General features: G+C 41.4%; 13 protein-coding genes and 1 pseudogene. 2 read left to right on the top strand and 12 right to left on the bottom strand.

Annotated elements, in window-relative coordinates:
- Positions 1-249 precede the first annotated feature (249 nt).
- Positions 250-2,952, bottom strand: coding sequence for an nSTAND1 domain-containing NTPase (locus IM500_RS16330; protein ID WP_287739004.1), 2,703 nt, complete (start codon positions 2,950-2,952; stop codon positions 250-252).
- Positions 2,953-3,117: 165 nt separating this feature from the next.
- On the opposite strand from IM500_RS16330, the gene IM500_RS16325 reads away from it, so the two are divergent.
- The gene (locus IM500_RS16325; RefSeq protein WP_190718963.1) at positions 3,118-3,492 is read left to right on the top strand and encodes a CU044_2847 family protein; all 375 of its coding nucleotides are present in this window, start codon (positions 3,118-3,120) and stop codon (positions 3,490-3,492) included.
- Between the two features lie 4 nt (positions 3,493-3,496).
- Here the strand turns inward: IM500_RS16325 and IM500_RS16320 are convergent, their stop codons facing one another.
- From IM500_RS16320 to gcvH, 4 genes are all read right to left on the bottom strand, one after another.
- A complete protein-coding gene (locus tag IM500_RS16320; RefSeq protein ID WP_287739001.1) occupies positions 3,497-3,637 on the bottom strand; it encodes a hypothetical protein in 141 nt (46 codons plus the stop codon).
- Positions 3,638-3,918: 281 nt separating this feature from the next.
- The gene (locus IM500_RS16315; protein ID WP_190718960.1) at positions 3,919-4,500 is read right to left on the bottom strand and encodes a hypothetical protein; all 582 of its coding nucleotides are present in this window, start codon (positions 4,498-4,500) and stop codon (positions 3,919-3,921) included.
- Between the two features lie 240 nt (positions 4,501-4,740).
- Positions 4,741-5,913, bottom strand: coding sequence for a molybdopterin-synthase adenylyltransferase MoeB (gene moeB, locus IM500_RS16310; RefSeq protein ID WP_190718957.1), 1,173 nt, complete (start codon positions 5,911-5,913; stop codon positions 4,741-4,743).
- A 159-nt stretch (positions 5,914-6,072) separates the two neighbouring features.
- Positions 6,073-6,468, bottom strand: a complete 396-nt coding sequence (gene gcvH, locus IM500_RS16305) for a glycine cleavage system protein GcvH (RefSeq protein WP_190718954.1) — start codon at positions 6,466-6,468, stop codon at positions 6,073-6,075.
- Positions 6,469-6,714: 246 nt separating this feature from the next.
- Between gcvH and IM500_RS16300 the strand changes: the two genes are divergently transcribed.
- Positions 6,715-9,423, top strand: a complete 2,709-nt coding sequence (locus IM500_RS16300) for a bifunctional acetate--CoA ligase family protein/GNAT family N-acetyltransferase (protein WP_287738998.1) — start codon at positions 6,715-6,717, stop codon at positions 9,421-9,423.
- Between the two features lie 22 nt (positions 9,424-9,445).
- On the opposite strand, the pseudogene IM500_RS24840 reads toward IM500_RS16300, so the two are convergent.
- From IM500_RS24840 to IM500_RS16270, 7 genes and pseudogenes are all read right to left on the bottom strand, one after another.
- Positions 9,446-9,547, bottom strand: a pseudogene (locus IM500_RS24840) (NAD-dependent epimerase/dehydratase family protein); the annotation flags it as partial.
- Between the two features lie 231 nt (positions 9,548-9,778).
- Positions 9,779-10,681 (bottom strand): NAD-dependent epimerase/dehydratase family protein, encoded by a 903-nt coding sequence (locus IM500_RS16295; protein WP_287738996.1) that lies wholly within the window; start codon positions 10,679-10,681, stop codon positions 9,779-9,781.
- On the bottom strand, positions 10,671-11,783 hold the full coding sequence (locus tag IM500_RS16290) for a glycosyltransferase family 4 protein (RefSeq protein ID WP_190718944.1): 1,113 nt from the start codon (positions 11,781-11,783) through the stop codon (positions 10,671-10,673). The genes IM500_RS16295 and IM500_RS16290 overlap by 11 nt, the downstream gene beginning before the upstream one ends.
- A gap of 51 nt (positions 11,784-11,834) precedes the next feature.
- A complete protein-coding gene (locus IM500_RS16285; protein WP_190718941.1) occupies positions 11,835-12,911 on the bottom strand; it encodes a glycosyltransferase family 4 protein in 1,077 nt (358 codons plus the stop codon).
- A gap of 60 nt (positions 12,912-12,971) precedes the next feature.
- The gene (locus IM500_RS16280; RefSeq protein ID WP_190718938.1) at positions 12,972-13,922 is read right to left on the bottom strand and encodes a class I SAM-dependent methyltransferase; all 951 of its coding nucleotides are present in this window, start codon (positions 13,920-13,922) and stop codon (positions 12,972-12,974) included.
- Between the two features lie 17 nt (positions 13,923-13,939).
- Positions 13,940-14,821: a class I SAM-dependent methyltransferase gene (locus tag IM500_RS16275; RefSeq protein WP_004160833.1), complete on the bottom strand. Its 882-nt coding sequence runs from the start codon at positions 14,819-14,821 to the stop codon at positions 13,940-13,942.
- A gap of 73 nt (positions 14,822-14,894) precedes the next feature.
- A complete protein-coding gene (locus tag IM500_RS16270) occupies positions 14,895-15,905 on the bottom strand; it encodes a glycosyltransferase family 2 protein (RefSeq protein ID WP_190718936.1) in 1,011 nt (336 codons plus the stop codon).
- Positions 15,906-16,308 lie beyond the last annotated feature (403 nt).

The following is a 16,308-nucleotide window of genomic DNA, read 5'->3' as shown; positions in this document are numbered from 1 at the left end:
TTTCAGGTTCTACCTGAAGGATATTTTAAGGCAGAGCCTTAAGTATTGTGTGTCAAGGCAGAGCCTTGGCACAAGCAAATCCTGCTATCTCGTTCCCAGGTTCTACCTGGGAACGCTCTTTTCAGGTTCTACCTGAAGGATATTTTAAGGCAGAGCCTTAAGTATTGTGTGTCAAGGCAGAGCCTTGGCACAAGCAAAAAAACCTTCACCAGCTAAGTATTTTTACTCAAGTCTCTGGAGGGGGACAGCTTATGTGACAGTTGAGGGTGCGGAATGTGGGTTATAGGTTGAGGGGTCTGGGTTGAGATCCCGTTCAATTTTAGGCAAAGAAGCTACTGCTCGCCACTGCGCCTGCGTTATCGGATATTTGCCCATCAGAAAGGGAGAAATCGTGACCCTGTGTGGCGGGCGCTCATCTGGATATGATCCGTCTTCTCGCTCCGGCGAACCCATCCAAAACTCACCACCAGAAATTTTCACCATTTCTAGGTTTATTCCACTTTCTAACTCTTCGATTACTGTGGCTGGTAGATCGTTTTCTGCGATAATTGAGAGTTCAATATTTCCTTGTTTATCAACCTTTGCTGTCCAGATAGGAACCTCCTCTCCCCACTGCTTCAGTAACCAGGAAGCTGACAGCCTTATCTGTGCTTTTTCCTTCTCATTTTCGAGTAAATTTCTCAACTTTTCTCGGCTTAAAAATGATTTGTTAGTTGCTTCTTTTTCTAATGTCTCTCGCTCTAAATTATCAATGTCTGAACTGCGGAGGTAATTATATAATTCTTGCTGGCTACTAGCTTCGAGAAAATCTTTAGCCAATTGCGTAGTCTCCACCGTGTCTTGATATTCTTGCAGAATTTTCTCTGCATCTGCTAACTTGTCACCCGACCACAAATAATACTGAGATCTGTTATTTTTTTGCCAGTCTTTGGCATCTTTATCCACCTGTTTGGCTAATTCTCTACCCTTGCGAGTTTCGGTTCGCCACAGATTCAGGTTGTCCCACTTTTCAATTAAAGCTTCATGTGCCAAATCTACCCAAGCTTCTTCTTCTCGTTCAGTTTTTCCCGTCACTAAAAGACGACCTTTTACTAATCCTTGTTTACCTTCAATCAGTTCTTTTAAAACTTTTTGTCCTTCTTGATTATCTCCAGCTAGAGACAAGATAAAGGCTTTCGGTTGACGCAATCTGGTATCTTTTTCCCCATCTCCTATTTGCAGAAGATTCAAGAAAATTCGCTTGATTAAAGCTTTTTCTGTTTCTGTTCGCTCCTGCTGCGGTGAGTCTTTTTCATAATCCTTGTATTGATAGACTTTATCAGCTTGACAATTTAACGCTCCGACTATACCACCTATCGCCTCATAAGCATCTAAAGTCAGCCGATGGTTTGCTTCATCTCGCCTCTGCCAAAGCTGGGTTAAAGCAAACTCTAATAAAGGCAAAAATCCTGGTTCTTGTTTAATATCTTCAAGGATTTTATTGAGTAAATCATTAGTAACTTCATAGCCTTGCAGTTTGGCTGGTTCCGTGATAGCTTCTAGCAAATCTAATCCCCTTAGATCTGGCAGGTATTCGGCGTTATTTTGAATCAGTTGTCGCAGCCCATCGTAACGCAAACAGGGTTCAATGAAATCCGCCCTCATGGTAGCAACAACTGCTAGGGGAGAGTCTGGAATTGTGGCAACTTGAGTAATCAATTCAATAAAGCGATCGCGCTGTTCCGCTAGAGCAAAAGTGAATAATTCCTCAAACTGATCCACCACCAGCAAGAATTTGTGTTTGCGGGGAAAAAGCTCTAATAGCGGTTTTAAGCCTTCGCTGGCTGGATTATTGATACATTCATCCAGCAATTTTTCGCAATCTGGAAAATAGGATAACAGTAGGCTTTCTAACTTTGTCAACGGCTTAAATCCAGGCTTGATCGGTTCGAGAATTTGCCATCCTAATTCTTCCAACCAGGGTATCAATCCCGCCAGAACTACCGAAGATTTACCACTTCCAGAAGCACCAATCAGAGGGACAAAATTTAGCCGATCTAGCTTAGATTTGATGTCTTCCACTACTCGCTTGCGTCCGAAGAAGAAATCCCGTTCCTTCTTAGTAAACGCCAGCAATCCTTGATAGGGACAGCGCAATTCTCCCGTCTCATCTAGTAACGGGTTCACTTCTGTAACTTGAGGTTGCGCCCCATATTTGACCAGAATTAGCGATCGCCCAACTCCCATACGAATCGGTTCTTGACCCTTCCCGCGCAATTCCCGCGAAACGAAATCAAACAGGCGATCGGCACTAATTTCTCCCGTTTCTGGGTCAGCCTGTTGTGGGGACAGTCCTTTGAGTAAGGCGGCGGTGAACAAACTGTATTCCTTATCTTCCCAAGCCACCTGTTCTGACCGACAGGCGGCGATCAGGTAGTAATCTTGCTTCTCCTTAAATGCTGAAAGGCTAGGTTCTAGCAAAGTGCGATTTAATTCCGGATTTTCGGGCAATAACGCCCCCGCATGGCAACAGTCTAGCATTACTACCAGATTACTCAAATTAGAACGCCGCAATAGAGGATTGAGTTCTCGGTCTAAAGAAATGGCATTTTCGCCGTCGGGTTGGCTATCGGAGGTGGCAAGATAGGCTTCCCCGTCACCGATGCGATTGATCAGGCGAAACCCGTGTCCTGAAAAGTAGATCAAGACTTCTTGATTTTTGGTCTGCTCTCCCGATAAAATTTGCTGTAAGGCCTGCAAGACTTTATCCCCCGTTACCTGTCCTGGAACAACTTCGTAGCGTTTTTCTGCGGCAATCCAGCGATTGGGTAGGCGTTCTACATTGGCAAATGTCCCAGTATTCTCCAAGAATTGAGCAACAGCTTCTGCATCTTGGGCGGGTTTACTCAAAGGTGGCAGGAAATTGGGGTTATCGTAATGGTTAATGCCGATGACGAGGGCGTAGCGAGCCATAGACAGTCAGCAAGGGATAGAAATGTTTTTTATATTAGGTTGTTTTTTGATAAACTGCAAGGAAAGCATACGCCCTCCCTTAGATAATCTTTTCTTATCATCACAAGTACGGGAGAGCCAAGAAATAGTTAAGAAAAAAGTTAATTTTCAATTTTTGCATTATTTATGACTCGACTAACTCCGATCCAAATTGACGAAAACACTCTAATTTATATAGAGTCCACCGATGACCTGGAAATTCCTGCCGAGACAGTAAAAACCGAGGGAAGAGTTGCTAAAGGGGTAATTCCTGTACCAGATAAACAGCAAATTTTGCAGAATTTTCAGACAATTGAAGATACAATTCGTACTTACACTACTTACACTTTAAACGCTTTTCGCAATTTAGCCATTGCTAACATTGAGGAAGTCACTTTACAATTTGGTGTGGAAATCGGCGGTGAGGTAGGAATCCCTTATATTACCAAAGGAACCGCTAAAAGTAATTTAAATATTACGGTTAAGTGTACCTTTCCTAAGCCGCCGAACTCGTCTGATTGATGGTTCAATCTTTAACGTTTTCTGGTTTTTCCATATATTCCCAAAATAAGAGAGCCAATTGACATCCTCGCCGCCGTAAAACGGACGGCGATTCCTCACCACGCCACTTTTTAAGGGTGGTCGCTGAACGGGGTTGACGCTTCACCGAAAAACGCTTAATTGCTTAAGTCTGACTCTTTCGACCCGTCCGTTTTGAGTGTCCGAATGCCCTCCGGCCACTTTGAACAAGTCGAAAAAATCTCATGTTCAACCTTATTTCCTAGAAAGTTTTACTCGTTCAAGGCCGAATTTGAATTCTTTTCTGAACAAAACCCCCTACTATCTGTTGTCAAGGTTCAGTTTTTAGCTTGGTTATCGCTTTTTCCATTGTAGCTTAAAGCCGTCCTAAAAGGACGGGGTTTTAACCCAAATTTTCGATAATCTTGATTAAGGTCTCTGGTCTTGATTTTGGGGATAACTGGGGAATAGATCTCTAGGGAAATCCTCGGCACTTAAACAGGTTTGTAAAGCTTGGGAGGGATTATTTTTGTCCACACCACGACTGACAGCGATAACGCATTCGGAAAAGCGCCCGGGTAATAAACTTTGACGACAGGAATCTAAAACCTGTTTAGAAATCCCTAATTTATCAGGTTCCTTGGCTGTTTCCGTTTGTTTGAGGGAATTAGCGGCAAACAAGGGGGCAGCGCGATGGATATCGACCACACAATTACCTAGGTCGATGGGACGACGCACTTGAAAACAAGCTTGCAGAGCCAGATTACCATCGATCGGGGTTTTGGATTTAATCATCGCCACACACCGGGATAATTCTTTCGGAATTAATGCTTCTGAACAAGCGGTGGCGGCATCTTCGGGACTGACTCCCGTGCCGACAATCTGACCGATACAGGCACTGAATTGATTATTGTTGCCAAATGCGATCGCTGCTCGGTTCATTTCTACTAAGCCAAGGGAAATAGTAGCGATTGCGCTCCAACTAGCAATTTTTTTAATATGGTTTTTCATCGTTCGCTCACACCGAGGATTTTAAGGCTAACTGGCCTTGATCTTAACAGATTCAGAGAGAACAGGAAACACAGAGAAGGGGAGATGGGGGGATGGGGAATGGGGTAGGGTTGATTCATGAATCAACCCTACCTTGAATCAACCCTAGGGAGATGGGGGGATAGGGAATGGGGAAATTCAACTAATACCCCAAAACCCTAACACCCTAACACCCAAAACCCCAAAACCCAAGGGCCGAAATTAGTATTCTGGTACAGTGGAATCGACTTCGCGACTCCAGGCGCTGATACCACCTTTGACGTTAATTCCTTCGATACCTGCCTCTTTGAGGATAGCGAGGGCTTTAGCGGAACGTCCCCCCATCTTACAATGGGCGATGAGACGATAACCGTTGACTAATTCCTTAATTTTGGGAATTGCCGCACCGTTTTCGATATCGGGTAGGGGGATTAATACCGAGTTGGGAATCTTCGCGATTTGGTACTCGTTGGGATTACGCACATCGATGAGAATGTAATCATTGGCATTGCTGTCAAGTAGGGTTTTTAACTCTACTACGGTCATTTCTGTCATTTTTTGCTGTTCTGCTGCTTCTTGTGCCTTCGCTTGCGGGATACCGCAGAATTGTTCGTAATCAATTAGTTTTTCAATGACGGGACGGATGGGATTCGGGCGCAATTTTAACTCACGGAATTTCATTTCCCAAGCATTGTAAAGCAGTAAACGACCACTGAGGGTATCCGGGGCGCCGAGGATAATTTTAATGGCTTCTGTGGCTTGAATTGTGCCGATTACTCCGGGTAAAACCCCTAAAACGCCGCCTTCCGCACAGGAGGGAACCATCCCCGGTGGTGGCGGTTCGGGATAGAGATCGCGGTAGTTGGGACCGCCTTGGTAGTTAAAAACGGTTGCCTGTCCTTCAAAGCGGAAAATTGAGCCATAGACGTTGGGTTTGTCGAGAAGAACACAAGCATCATTAGTCAGATAACGGGTGGGGAAATTATCGGTCCCGTCGATGACTACATCATAGGGGGCTAAAATGTCAAGGGCATTTTCGGAACTTATGCGGGTTTCGTACAAATCCACCTGACAGTAGGGGTTAATTTCTAGAATTCTGTCCTTAGCGGAAACAATTTTCGGTTTACCTACCCAAGAAGTGCCGTGAATAATTTGACGTTGCAGATTGGAACTATCGACGATATCGAAGTCAACAATACCGATTCTACCGATGCCAGCCGCCGCTAGATAGAGTAAAAGCGGGGAACCGAGTCCCCCGGTGCCGATGCAGAGAACACTGGCGGCTTTTAGTTTTTTTTGACCTTCTAAGCCCACTTCGGGCAGAATAATGTGTCGAGAGTAGCGTTGAACCTCCTCTTGGGAAAGTTCGATCGCCGCGAGATTAGGATTTAGCATAGATTGGGTAAATAGTGAAACCTGACTCGATTCGGGCAAGAATTTCGTTTCAGCACGGTTTAGAGACAAAAATCAGGAAGACTCGATCGCTTCCTGGATTTTCAATTCTTTCTATGCCTATGATAGTGTGAGGGTCTGGCTGCGTGTTGTTAATATTAGTTAACTTTCCCCTGCTACTTGGGCGCGGTATTCACTAGCGGAGAGGGTATCAGCCAAGGCAGTATCGGGATTTTCTACCCGCACTTTTAATAACCAACCCTCCCCGTGGGGATCATCGGCAATTAATTCGGGGGAGTCAATCATCGCTTGATTGCGATCAACTACGGTTCCCGAGACGGGAGGATAAAGCTCTTCTACCGCTTTTACCGATTCGATCGTGCCGAAACTACTACCCACTTTCAGCGCCTCTCCCAATTCGGGCAATTCTAGAAACACGATATCACCCAATTGATCGACGGCAAAAGCACTAATTCCCAAGGTAGCGATTTCACCTTCGAGTCTGACGTATTCGTGGGTTTCTAGGTATCTCAAATCCTCGGGATATTCCAGTTCCATCGTCTGTCTCTAAATATTTACAGCATCAGATAGTTTACTAGATCTCTTGGGGAAAATGTTGATCGGCTAGGGCTGTTTTATTGCCAACCCTACCTAGACAAAATTAATTACACCGATCGAACCCTGATTAAACAGCTAAAATTGGTCTAGGTTGATCGGGGAACACCGGAACACTGGAACAGTAAGGGTTAGCTGCTTTTTTAGCTCACTTAACAATACCCATTTTAAATATCTCCTAGCTTACTTATGTTAAATCCCATCTTAGAGCCTCGTGGTGGCGAACATCAAACCATAAGAGCCTTTTTTGAGCCAAAAACCATCGCTGTGGTGGGATTTAATCGCCAAAATCCCCAACTTGATCGCACTCTTTTAAATAATCTCCATCATAATCCCGGTCAGCACCGCCTTTATCTAGTTAATCCTCACCCCGAAAACTGGCTCGATCTTCCCACCTATAGCAGTTTAGAGGATATCCAGGCGGCGATCGATCTGGTAATTATCACCGCCCCCGCTCCCGAAATTCCCGCTATTATCGCCCAATCTGTCGAAAAACAGGTTAAATGCGCCCTGATTCTCTCCACGGGTTTTCGGGAAACCGGCCAGATGGGGGAAAATTTACTTAGGGAAATTAAAGCGATCGCTGGTCAAAAATTACGCATCATCGGTCCCCATAGCTCAGGAATCTGCAATATAAGCCAAAATCTTAACGCCACCTTTTCCCCCATCCTGCCGAAAACTGGTTCAATTGCCCTGATTAGTCAAAGTGGGGCGATCGCTGCTGCCGTGCTTGATTGGAGTTTAAGCGAAAATGTCGGTTTTAGTCACTTTATCTCCCTCGGAGTTCTTTTAGATGTGGATTGGGGCGAATTACTCTATTATTTGGGAGACGATCCCCAAACCAAAAGCATCGTTATCTACCTGGAATCCCTGAATAATGCCCGCTCTTTTCTGTCCTCAGCCCGAGAAGTTGCCCTAAATAAACCAATTATCGCCATTAGTCGCCACAGTACCGACTTTGACCCCACTTCTCTTTCCCATGCTGGCAAATTGACCAGCGATCAGCTAACTCTCTCCGCTGCCTTTGCTCGTTGTGGCATCGTGGAAGTACAAAGACTGGCCGATCTCTTGAATATCACGCAAGTTTTAGCGAAAATTCCCCGATTTCCCCGGGGAAAACGCTTGACAATCATCAGCAATGGTGTGGCTCCCGCTCTTTTAGCGGCCTCGGCTTTACTGGCGGAAGATGGACAACTGGCAACCCTTACCCCCGCAACGATCGAAAAACTAGCGCCTCTTGTTCCCGCGGATATCGTCCCCCAAAATCCCATCGATCTGCGTCGCAGCAGCGATCCCGATAGCTACGCTCGCGCCCTAGAGATTGCTTTAGCGGATGCACATACCGACGCGGTGTTGATGATTCTCTCGCCTCGCTTTAACACTGATCTGCGAGAAATTGCCCTTAGAATTGCCTCAATCGCTCAAAATAGCACAAAACCCATTTTAGCAAGTTTGATGGGGGGAGAGGGCATTGCAGAGGGAGTAGCGTTATTAAATCAGCAGGGTATCCCCACCTATCGCTATCCCGATTCGGCTGCCCGGGTGTTTAATTTGCTCTGGAAATATGAAGAGAATCTACGCGGTCTTTATCAAACGCCAATTTTAACCAATTCTCAGGAAAATAGCTCCGATCGAGTTTTAGTTAGCCAGATTATCGAGCAAGCAGGGGATAGAACAATTCTCAGTGAGCCAGAGTCTTTAGATATACTCAAAGCTTATGGAATCCCTGTTATTGTCACTGAAATTGCCGAAAGTGCCGCAGAAGCAGTTAATCTCGCTGAATCTCTCGGTTATCCCGTGGTGATGAAACTGCATTCCCAGACGATTATCCATAAAAGCGCCGTGGGTGGGGTACAATGGCCGCTTTTTTCCTCTATGGCAGTCGCACAAGCATATCAGGCGATCGAAGCTAATGTTAGCGCACAAGTGGGTCGGGAGCATTTTCTCGGGGTGAGTATTCAACCGATGTTAGAGATCGATCGAGGATATGAGTTAATTATCGGCTCTAATTACGATGATCAGTGCGGACCGGTGATAATTTTTGGTACTGGTGGCCGTTTAGTCGATATTTTTCAAGATTACGCCACCGCTCTACCTCCTTTAAATACTAATCTCGCTCGCCGACTTTTAGAAAAAACCAAGATTTATCGGGCTTTTCAGGGACTAAATGGGCTTAAATCGCTTAATTTAGCGAATTTAGAGCAAATAATCGTTAGATTTAGTCACCTGGTTAGTGAACAACCTCGCATTAAAACTATCGATATTAATCCCTTTTTTGCCGATTCAGAGCAATTAATCGCCCTTTCCGCTTCTATCCTTCTTCATCCTCCAACTACTCCCCCAGAAAAGTTATCTCATCCGGCGATTCGTCCCTATCCTGAACATTATATAGGTCCTTGGACGACGAAAAGAGGCTTAAAGGTGCTAATTCGTCCGATTCGGGCAGCGGATGAGCCTTTAGTGCGACAATTTCACCATTATCTCTCGGAAGAAAGCATTTATTATCGTTATTTTCACCTTGTCAATCTCGATCGCCAAACCGCTTATGATCGTCTTACGCGCATTTGTTTTATCGACTACGATCGAGTAATGAGCTTAGTGGTAGAGATTAATAACGATCAGACGGAAGAGCCAGAAATTATCGCTATAGGACGCTTAAATAAACTGCACGGCGTTAATGTGGCGGAATTTGACCTATTAGTTAGGGATGACTATCAAGGTCAGGGCATTGGTACAGAATTACTACAGCGTTTAGTCACTATTGGCAAAAAGGAAGGATTAGAGGGAATCGAAGGGGAAATTTTAAGGGATAACCGCGCTATGCAGATGATAGCCGCCAAAGTAGGGTTTTCTCTCCATAAAACTGCCGATTTTGTCAAAGTGGAACTTGAATTATGAAGCCTTTTTGACAAGCTGATCACTAATTTTCTGGATTAATTGTTTGGGCTAATCCTTGCTCTAAAGTAAAGGGAGGTTGCCAATTCAGGGTTTTTTGAATAGGGCTAGAGTCAAGACAAAAATTGATTTAATTAGGGCTTGCTGAATAAATCTAAAAACCTTGTTGGATAAGGCTTTTAGACTTTTTTTTCCTCAAAAAGTGCCGACCATTGGAGGGATCGGGGGTAAAATTCAGGTACTTTTTCCCTGAAAATTAGGTAACTGACTACCTCAAAATCGGTAAAACCCTACACCCCACACCCCACACCCCACACCCTGCCCCCACCAACAAACTTTTTCAGCAGACCCTAATTAGTTAAATTATGCCTTGGGAGCGCATTAATTCTATCTCTTGTTGTAGTCCGGCTTCTAGAGTACGAGGAGTAAACCCTAAATCCCTTTTAGCTTCTTCGTGGGCATAAGCTTTGTCTTCTTGTAATCGCAGGATTTGTTCTCGTCGCACTGGTGATTTTTTACCTAATGTTTGTTCTAGTAGGGTAGCTGACCAGATGCCAAAGTTCAAGGGAAAGGACAGGGGACGCACCGATTGGCCTAATAATTGTTCTATCAATAAAATTAACTGACGGAAGGAAACAATACTACCTCCGGAAAGATCGTAAGCACCTTTTATATCAGGACATTCCCAGACTTTTAACAACATCTGGGCAATGTCATCAGCGTGAACTGGTTGTAACAGGTTATCACCAGAGCCAAAAATGGGAAAGAATCCGTAGCGGTGACAGAATTTAATCAATTTGTGTAGGTTTTTATCCTTAGGAGTGCCATAAATCATTGTCGGTCTCAGCAGACAATAAGAAGCAGGATACTCTTGTAAATAATTTTCTGCTTGTTTATACTCGGCAGAATATTCATTATATTTTGAATATACTCCTGTGGTTCCAATAATAATTAATCGGGGAGTTTGTTGGAATTTTTTTAGACTATTAAGTATAGTTGGTACTTGTCGAAGTTGGACGAGATGGATGATGGTTTCAAAACTATTTTCCCTAAAAATTCCTTCCCAGGTTTCTGAGATAGAGCTATCGCCAAAATCGTAGGTTAAATTCAGTCCTAGACTATCTAACATACTGCGATCGCTACTGGGTCGAATTAAACAATGTATTTCTATTTCAGGCTTAGTAGATGCCAAATGTTGCATGAAAAAACCACCAGGCAATCCCGTAGCACCTGTGATTAATATTTTATTCTCAATCATCATTTTTTCTCCTTTTGGCTAAAACTTGCTGATAAACCTGAAAGGTTTTTTCAAACATCTTCTCAAAAGTATATTCTGTTTCATAGCGTTTGCGTCCTGCCGCTCCCATTTTAGCTCTGAATTGTTGATCAAGAACTAATTGTAATAGTCTCTGGTGTAACGTGTTAACATCTCCCCTCGCTACGGTGTATCCAGTTATTCCTTCCACAATTGCTTCCGATGCTCCCCCCACATCTGATACAATTACTGGTAATCCCGCTCTCATTGCTTCGATTGTAGTGCGAGGAAACCCTTCCCAATTAGATATTAAAGTAAATACTTGGGCTTGAGCTAAGACTTCAGCTACATTATTACGAAAACCTAAAAAGTTAACTCTGTCGATAATTTTTAGCTCCTTAGCTAAGGTTTTAATCTTTTCTAAATCCGGACCGTCTCCGACTAAATCTAAATGGGCTTCGGGAATATTTTGAAAGGCTTTCAGTAAGGTTACATGGTCTTTTTGCTGATCAAATCTTGCCACCATGACAATACGAACAGGGTTAGCATTACCAGGATTAGCTCTCAATTCTGCGGGTAGATCTGGCATCCCATTATGAATGGTCAATAATCGCTGCGGTTGCATACCAGTTTTTATTCCAATTAATCGATCTTGTTCCGAAACACAGATAATTTTATTAGCTAAAGGTTCTGTGATTTTTTCTAACCACTGATAGATAGTGCGACTCGGCTCTGGTACACCTCCTGTAAAAGCCCAACCATGGGCGGTAAAAATGCAAGGAGTCTTACTTTTTTTGGCCGCTAATCGTCCTAAAATTCCCGCTTTACTAGAGTGAGTGCTGATAATATCTGGTTGGAATTCTACAATAATTTGTTTGATAAAATTCAAGGTTTGCCAGTCTTGAATTAAGTTAATTTTTTTGCCAAAGTGTTGACAAGATAAATTGGTTATGAGGCAGCTCGTCAGATCGTCATTATAAATGCCTTTTATTCCAGTAACAACTAAGACCTGATGGTGAGAATCTTGCAAAAATCTCGCTAAATCTCGCACATGAACCTGTGCGCCTCCAACGGTATCTGCTCTAGTAATAATAAAAAGTATTTTCATTTCATGCACAGTTTAGATTCTTGATTTATGGATAATTTTAGAAAAACAGTTTTAGGTTTTTAAAACTTGATTAGCTTTTTGCAATAGCTGCAACATTTTAGGGGCGGTTATTTGAATATTATACTTATCTTCGACAAGTTTTCTGCCAGCCCATCCCATGCTTTCTCTTAAATCTCGATCATTTTTCAGGTTTTGAAAAGCTTGCAGCCATTCAGCTTGACTACTAGCTTGAAAGCCGTTGATCCCCTCCTTAATAATCTCTGCGTTCACCCCCACTGGTGAACCAATAACTGGGCGAGTAGATGCCATATATTGGATTAGTTTAAATCCGCATTTTCCTCGCTCAAATGCTGTATCGGTAAGGGGCATAATCCCCACATCAAATTGTTGCATCTCCTTCACCTCGGTTGCCTCAGACCAAGGCTTAATTTCTAAAGGGATATCCTCTAGATTTGTCTCTTTGGCACCAATAGCAACGACTTTGGCACCACCATCTCGACAAATTTCTTTTAAAACAGGATAAAGTTCTTGTATATAATCGACAAACTTCAATGGACTTCCTATCCAGCCGATGGTAAAGACTTCATTTTGAGGAGCTTTTGATAAGGGATAGCGATCAAGATCGACGACGGTGGGTAATATTTCTACCCATTTAGCTCCTGCTTGTGTTGCTCTGTTAGCTAAGTAATCATTTCCCGCAATCACTAAGCGAGCATTCTGCATTACTCGATCGATTTTCTGTGCCAATAGCCATCTAACTATAGGAGCAGAATGTTGATCGTAACGGTGGAATACTGCGTCATCATAATCAACTACATAAGGTGTTCTTCCTCTGAGAAACAGTAATTCTAGCCAAGCTGGTAGCCAAGGTAATGCTTCCTTTTCCAACCAGATTAAATCGTATTTTTGAGATTGCAACAGCAGCGAAATTCTCTGTTGATAAGCAAATAATAATCTCGATAAAGGGTATTTTTTCCCTAAGTAGCGAGTTCTCAAGTAATCATTATCTAATAAGGGAGCGGTCTCAAACTCTATTCCCTCTTTTTTGAAATAAGGCAAATATTGGTAGGTACGATAGCGGCTACTAGCACCTAAAGTATCATAGCGACTAAATAACAAAATTTTCATCACTGTTGAGGATTTAATTAGATTATTTTCTTGTATAAACTGGAGAATTGAGGATATTCTCTAGGTATGGCGAAGATGATTAGCTCCTTTATATCTCTCAATAATCATTTGATCAGAAACTACTTTCTCAGGAGATTTTTTTCCTAAGAAATATGTACAAGAAGCTCCATCGAGAGCCTGAGGATTATTTTTGAATAGATAGTCAAAATATTTAAGCCAAGAAAACAATAATCTCACCATTGCTTTAGTTAATAATCTTGAGGTATTATTGCCAGCAAAACATAAAGCAAAATGTTCGATAGACCAGACTAAAACTGTTCCAGGTCCGGCAACTAAACCACTGGAAATTTCTGAAAAATAGTTAAACAAGCGCCGATGACCAGAAAGGGTATATCTGGTAAAATCATAGGCCCCTTCATGAACCTGCTGCATAAAGGGAATTTCTGAATAAATTACCCCGCCATCTTTGAGAACTCTGTGCATTTCACTAACGACTTTTTCGGGGTAGAGAACGTGTTCTAAAACTGCTGTAGTAATAATACCATGAAAAACTTGGTCTTGAAAAGGAAGATCGTGAGCATCACAGAATAAATCGACATCTGCATTAACATCAACATCGGAATATATCAACTTGATATTGCTATATTCTGACATTAACCTATCTAAATCTCTTTTCTGATTTCCTCCACCCACAACCAAGACATATGCTAAGGTAAAATTTTCTAAAGTCTGAGCAAAATTTTGAATCCTCTCAATATAGTTTAAGGTGATCGATGGACTAGGGACAATTTTTGAGAATATGTTTTTTTCTTTTGAACCATGATCAGTCACCGTATTAGTATAAAAAGAGGGAGAAAAAATTTCATTATCTTCTCGAATGAATACTGGTTTATTATTGACAATAGCAAATTCAGAATTACAGTTTTTGCAAATAATCTGATGATCATCAAAAGTTAATTGACTACTTTTGCACTTAGGGCATTGACTCAAAGTCTCGATAAATTGTTGCATTTTCTTACTCCGATCGATTAACTAAAAGTCTGCTTTTTCTCAAGAAACAAAGTTACACTGGCAATATACTTAAGAAAAAATATAGATAAAAACTCCAAGATAAATGAGCTATAATGGTTGGTATAGATTGATTTTGGTGTTCGTTTCATTTTCTTGTCTAGGTATAGTTGATAAAGTTCCCTCGTATATCTGAAAGATGTCCTTAAATTAGATATTTTGCCCATATTTAAAATCTCTTGGTAGCTGATATAGTTAGTAAAGTAATGTAAATAATCCGTATGTTTTTCAGTCCAATCTTCCAAGGATATACCAGATTCTTTAGTCTGACGATGAAAAGTTCCTAAACCTAAAGTGCTTAAAAATTTAATGTTATCAAACAAAAAATCAAAGTTTTTAACCTTATGGACTAAAGGTAAATGAATATGCCATTCCCAGAGAACGTTGGACAAGGGAAATAGATGTACAGAATATCCATTCATTGTTAATGTTCTAGATATCTCAAGAAAAAAAAGTAGATGATTCTTGACGTGTTCCACCACTTGGTTAGAAATAATTACATCAAAAAAATTATCTGGATATTGCCACTTTTCATCATCATAAATTAAAGTTAGTCTTTCATGCCAATCTACTTCAGAAAAATTCTTTGATAGATTTTCAATTGTTTCATCCATAAACCCCTTTTTTTGGACACCATGATTAACAACGTCTAAACCATAGACTTTCCAGTTAATATTTGGCTGTACACAGGGAAGATTTTTTGTCAAGTATGCAATCAATTGTCCGTTACCACAACCAACATCTAGAATTTTGACTTCTTGATCAGTTGAATGTCTGTAAGATTCAGTATTGATTATACTTAATAAATGTTGATAATTGCTACTATTTGCTGTACTCTGCATAGAAAGTTTCTAACTCCTTTAAATTGTTGATTGCTGAAATATGTTCATGCCAATATCACTCGAATAAAAAGGATTATTCGCAGTCTTTTAAAATTCTTTTCAAGGTTTTGTAATCGGTATGTAAATGGGTATTGTTTCTAACAACTAAACCTCGTACAGCCCCCCAAATCCAAGATAAAATCAGCCCAGACAAACCAAAATTATCATAAATAACTCTAGCGTACTCCTGCTTACAATTCGCTAATTTTGAGTTATCTTGATAGGAACTGCTGGCACCACCAAGTCTAAAAAAAGCAATCGTAGATTTGTCTTTGATTGACGATGCACTCATCTTATAAATCTTTTGATTAAGGTCGAAATCAGCATATATTTTATATTTGGTGTTGAACGGAAGTTGAGCAAGTAGGTTTTTCTTAATGAATAGTCCTTGCGGACATAAAGTATTTTTGAACACAATCAATGGATTATATCTACTGATCCGTAGCTGACCGTTATCCATAATTACATTGCCATAAATTATGTCCGTATTGTTTAAACTTGCTTTTTGAATAGATTGGCTAGGTATATTTAACAATATATCATCGCTCCCCAGGTAGTAAATGTAATCTCCTTGACTCAATTTCCAGCCTTTATTCATCGCATCATATATACCTTCGTCAGGTTCGCTCAACCAATAATCTATCTGATCATCATACTTACGAATAATATCAATTGTGCTGTCCGTAGAACCTCCGTCTATAATAATGTACTCAACATTATTGTAAGACTGGCTAATGACACTCTGAATTGCTTGCTCTAAGTGCTTTTCTCCATTAAAAACTACCGTTATAATAGTAACCAAAGGAACTGCAAATTTTTCCGATAACTCACTTGTCTCCGTGTAGGAGTGCTTGAAATATCCCTTTGTTCTTAATCCTCCTTCTCCCCTGCGTTCTGGATTTGGTGGCAAAAATAAATAAGATTGCACTTTTGCAGAAGGATCGTTAATAATAGCAGGTCTCTCCATCGTTACTCGGCGAGTTGTAGAGAAGTTAGCATCTAGCTCGATAAATTTTTTCTCTTGCAATGGTGGCTTTATTGTCATATCCTATCTTGATACTGGCAAGCTAAAAGCTTTGTAATCAAGATTACAAACTAGGTCAGTTTGTAATTAGCCCTATAGAACTAGAAAGATTATTGCAGCTCTCTCATACTTGCCAAAATACTATTAAACTAGCCTGGGGGTTATATCAGCTAATATGATTAGCTAAAAAAATTAACTTCAAGACCTAGAGGAAGTGTACCTGATCATGAACTTATTGTCAAGAAAATTTTTAACCAGCCAATAAGTAGGGTTTGCTGAAAAACTGGACTTCCCCCATACAGAAATACTAAAAAATCAACAAAACCCTTACTGCAGGTCGCTTCTCAGAAAAAATTGCTCAGAAGCTACTGGGTACATTTTCCCCTTGAAAATGGCTGTACCGTTGACTGTATCTGGAGTAGAG

This window comes from Microcystis sp. M179S2 (assembly GCF_020245805.1).
Taxonomy (GTDB): Bacteria; Cyanobacteriota; Cyanobacteriia; order Cyanobacteriales; family Microcystaceae; genus Microcystis; species Microcystis aeruginosa.
Note: the sequence above shows the minus strand (reverse complement) of the source record. Positions and strands in the feature narration are given on the sequence as shown.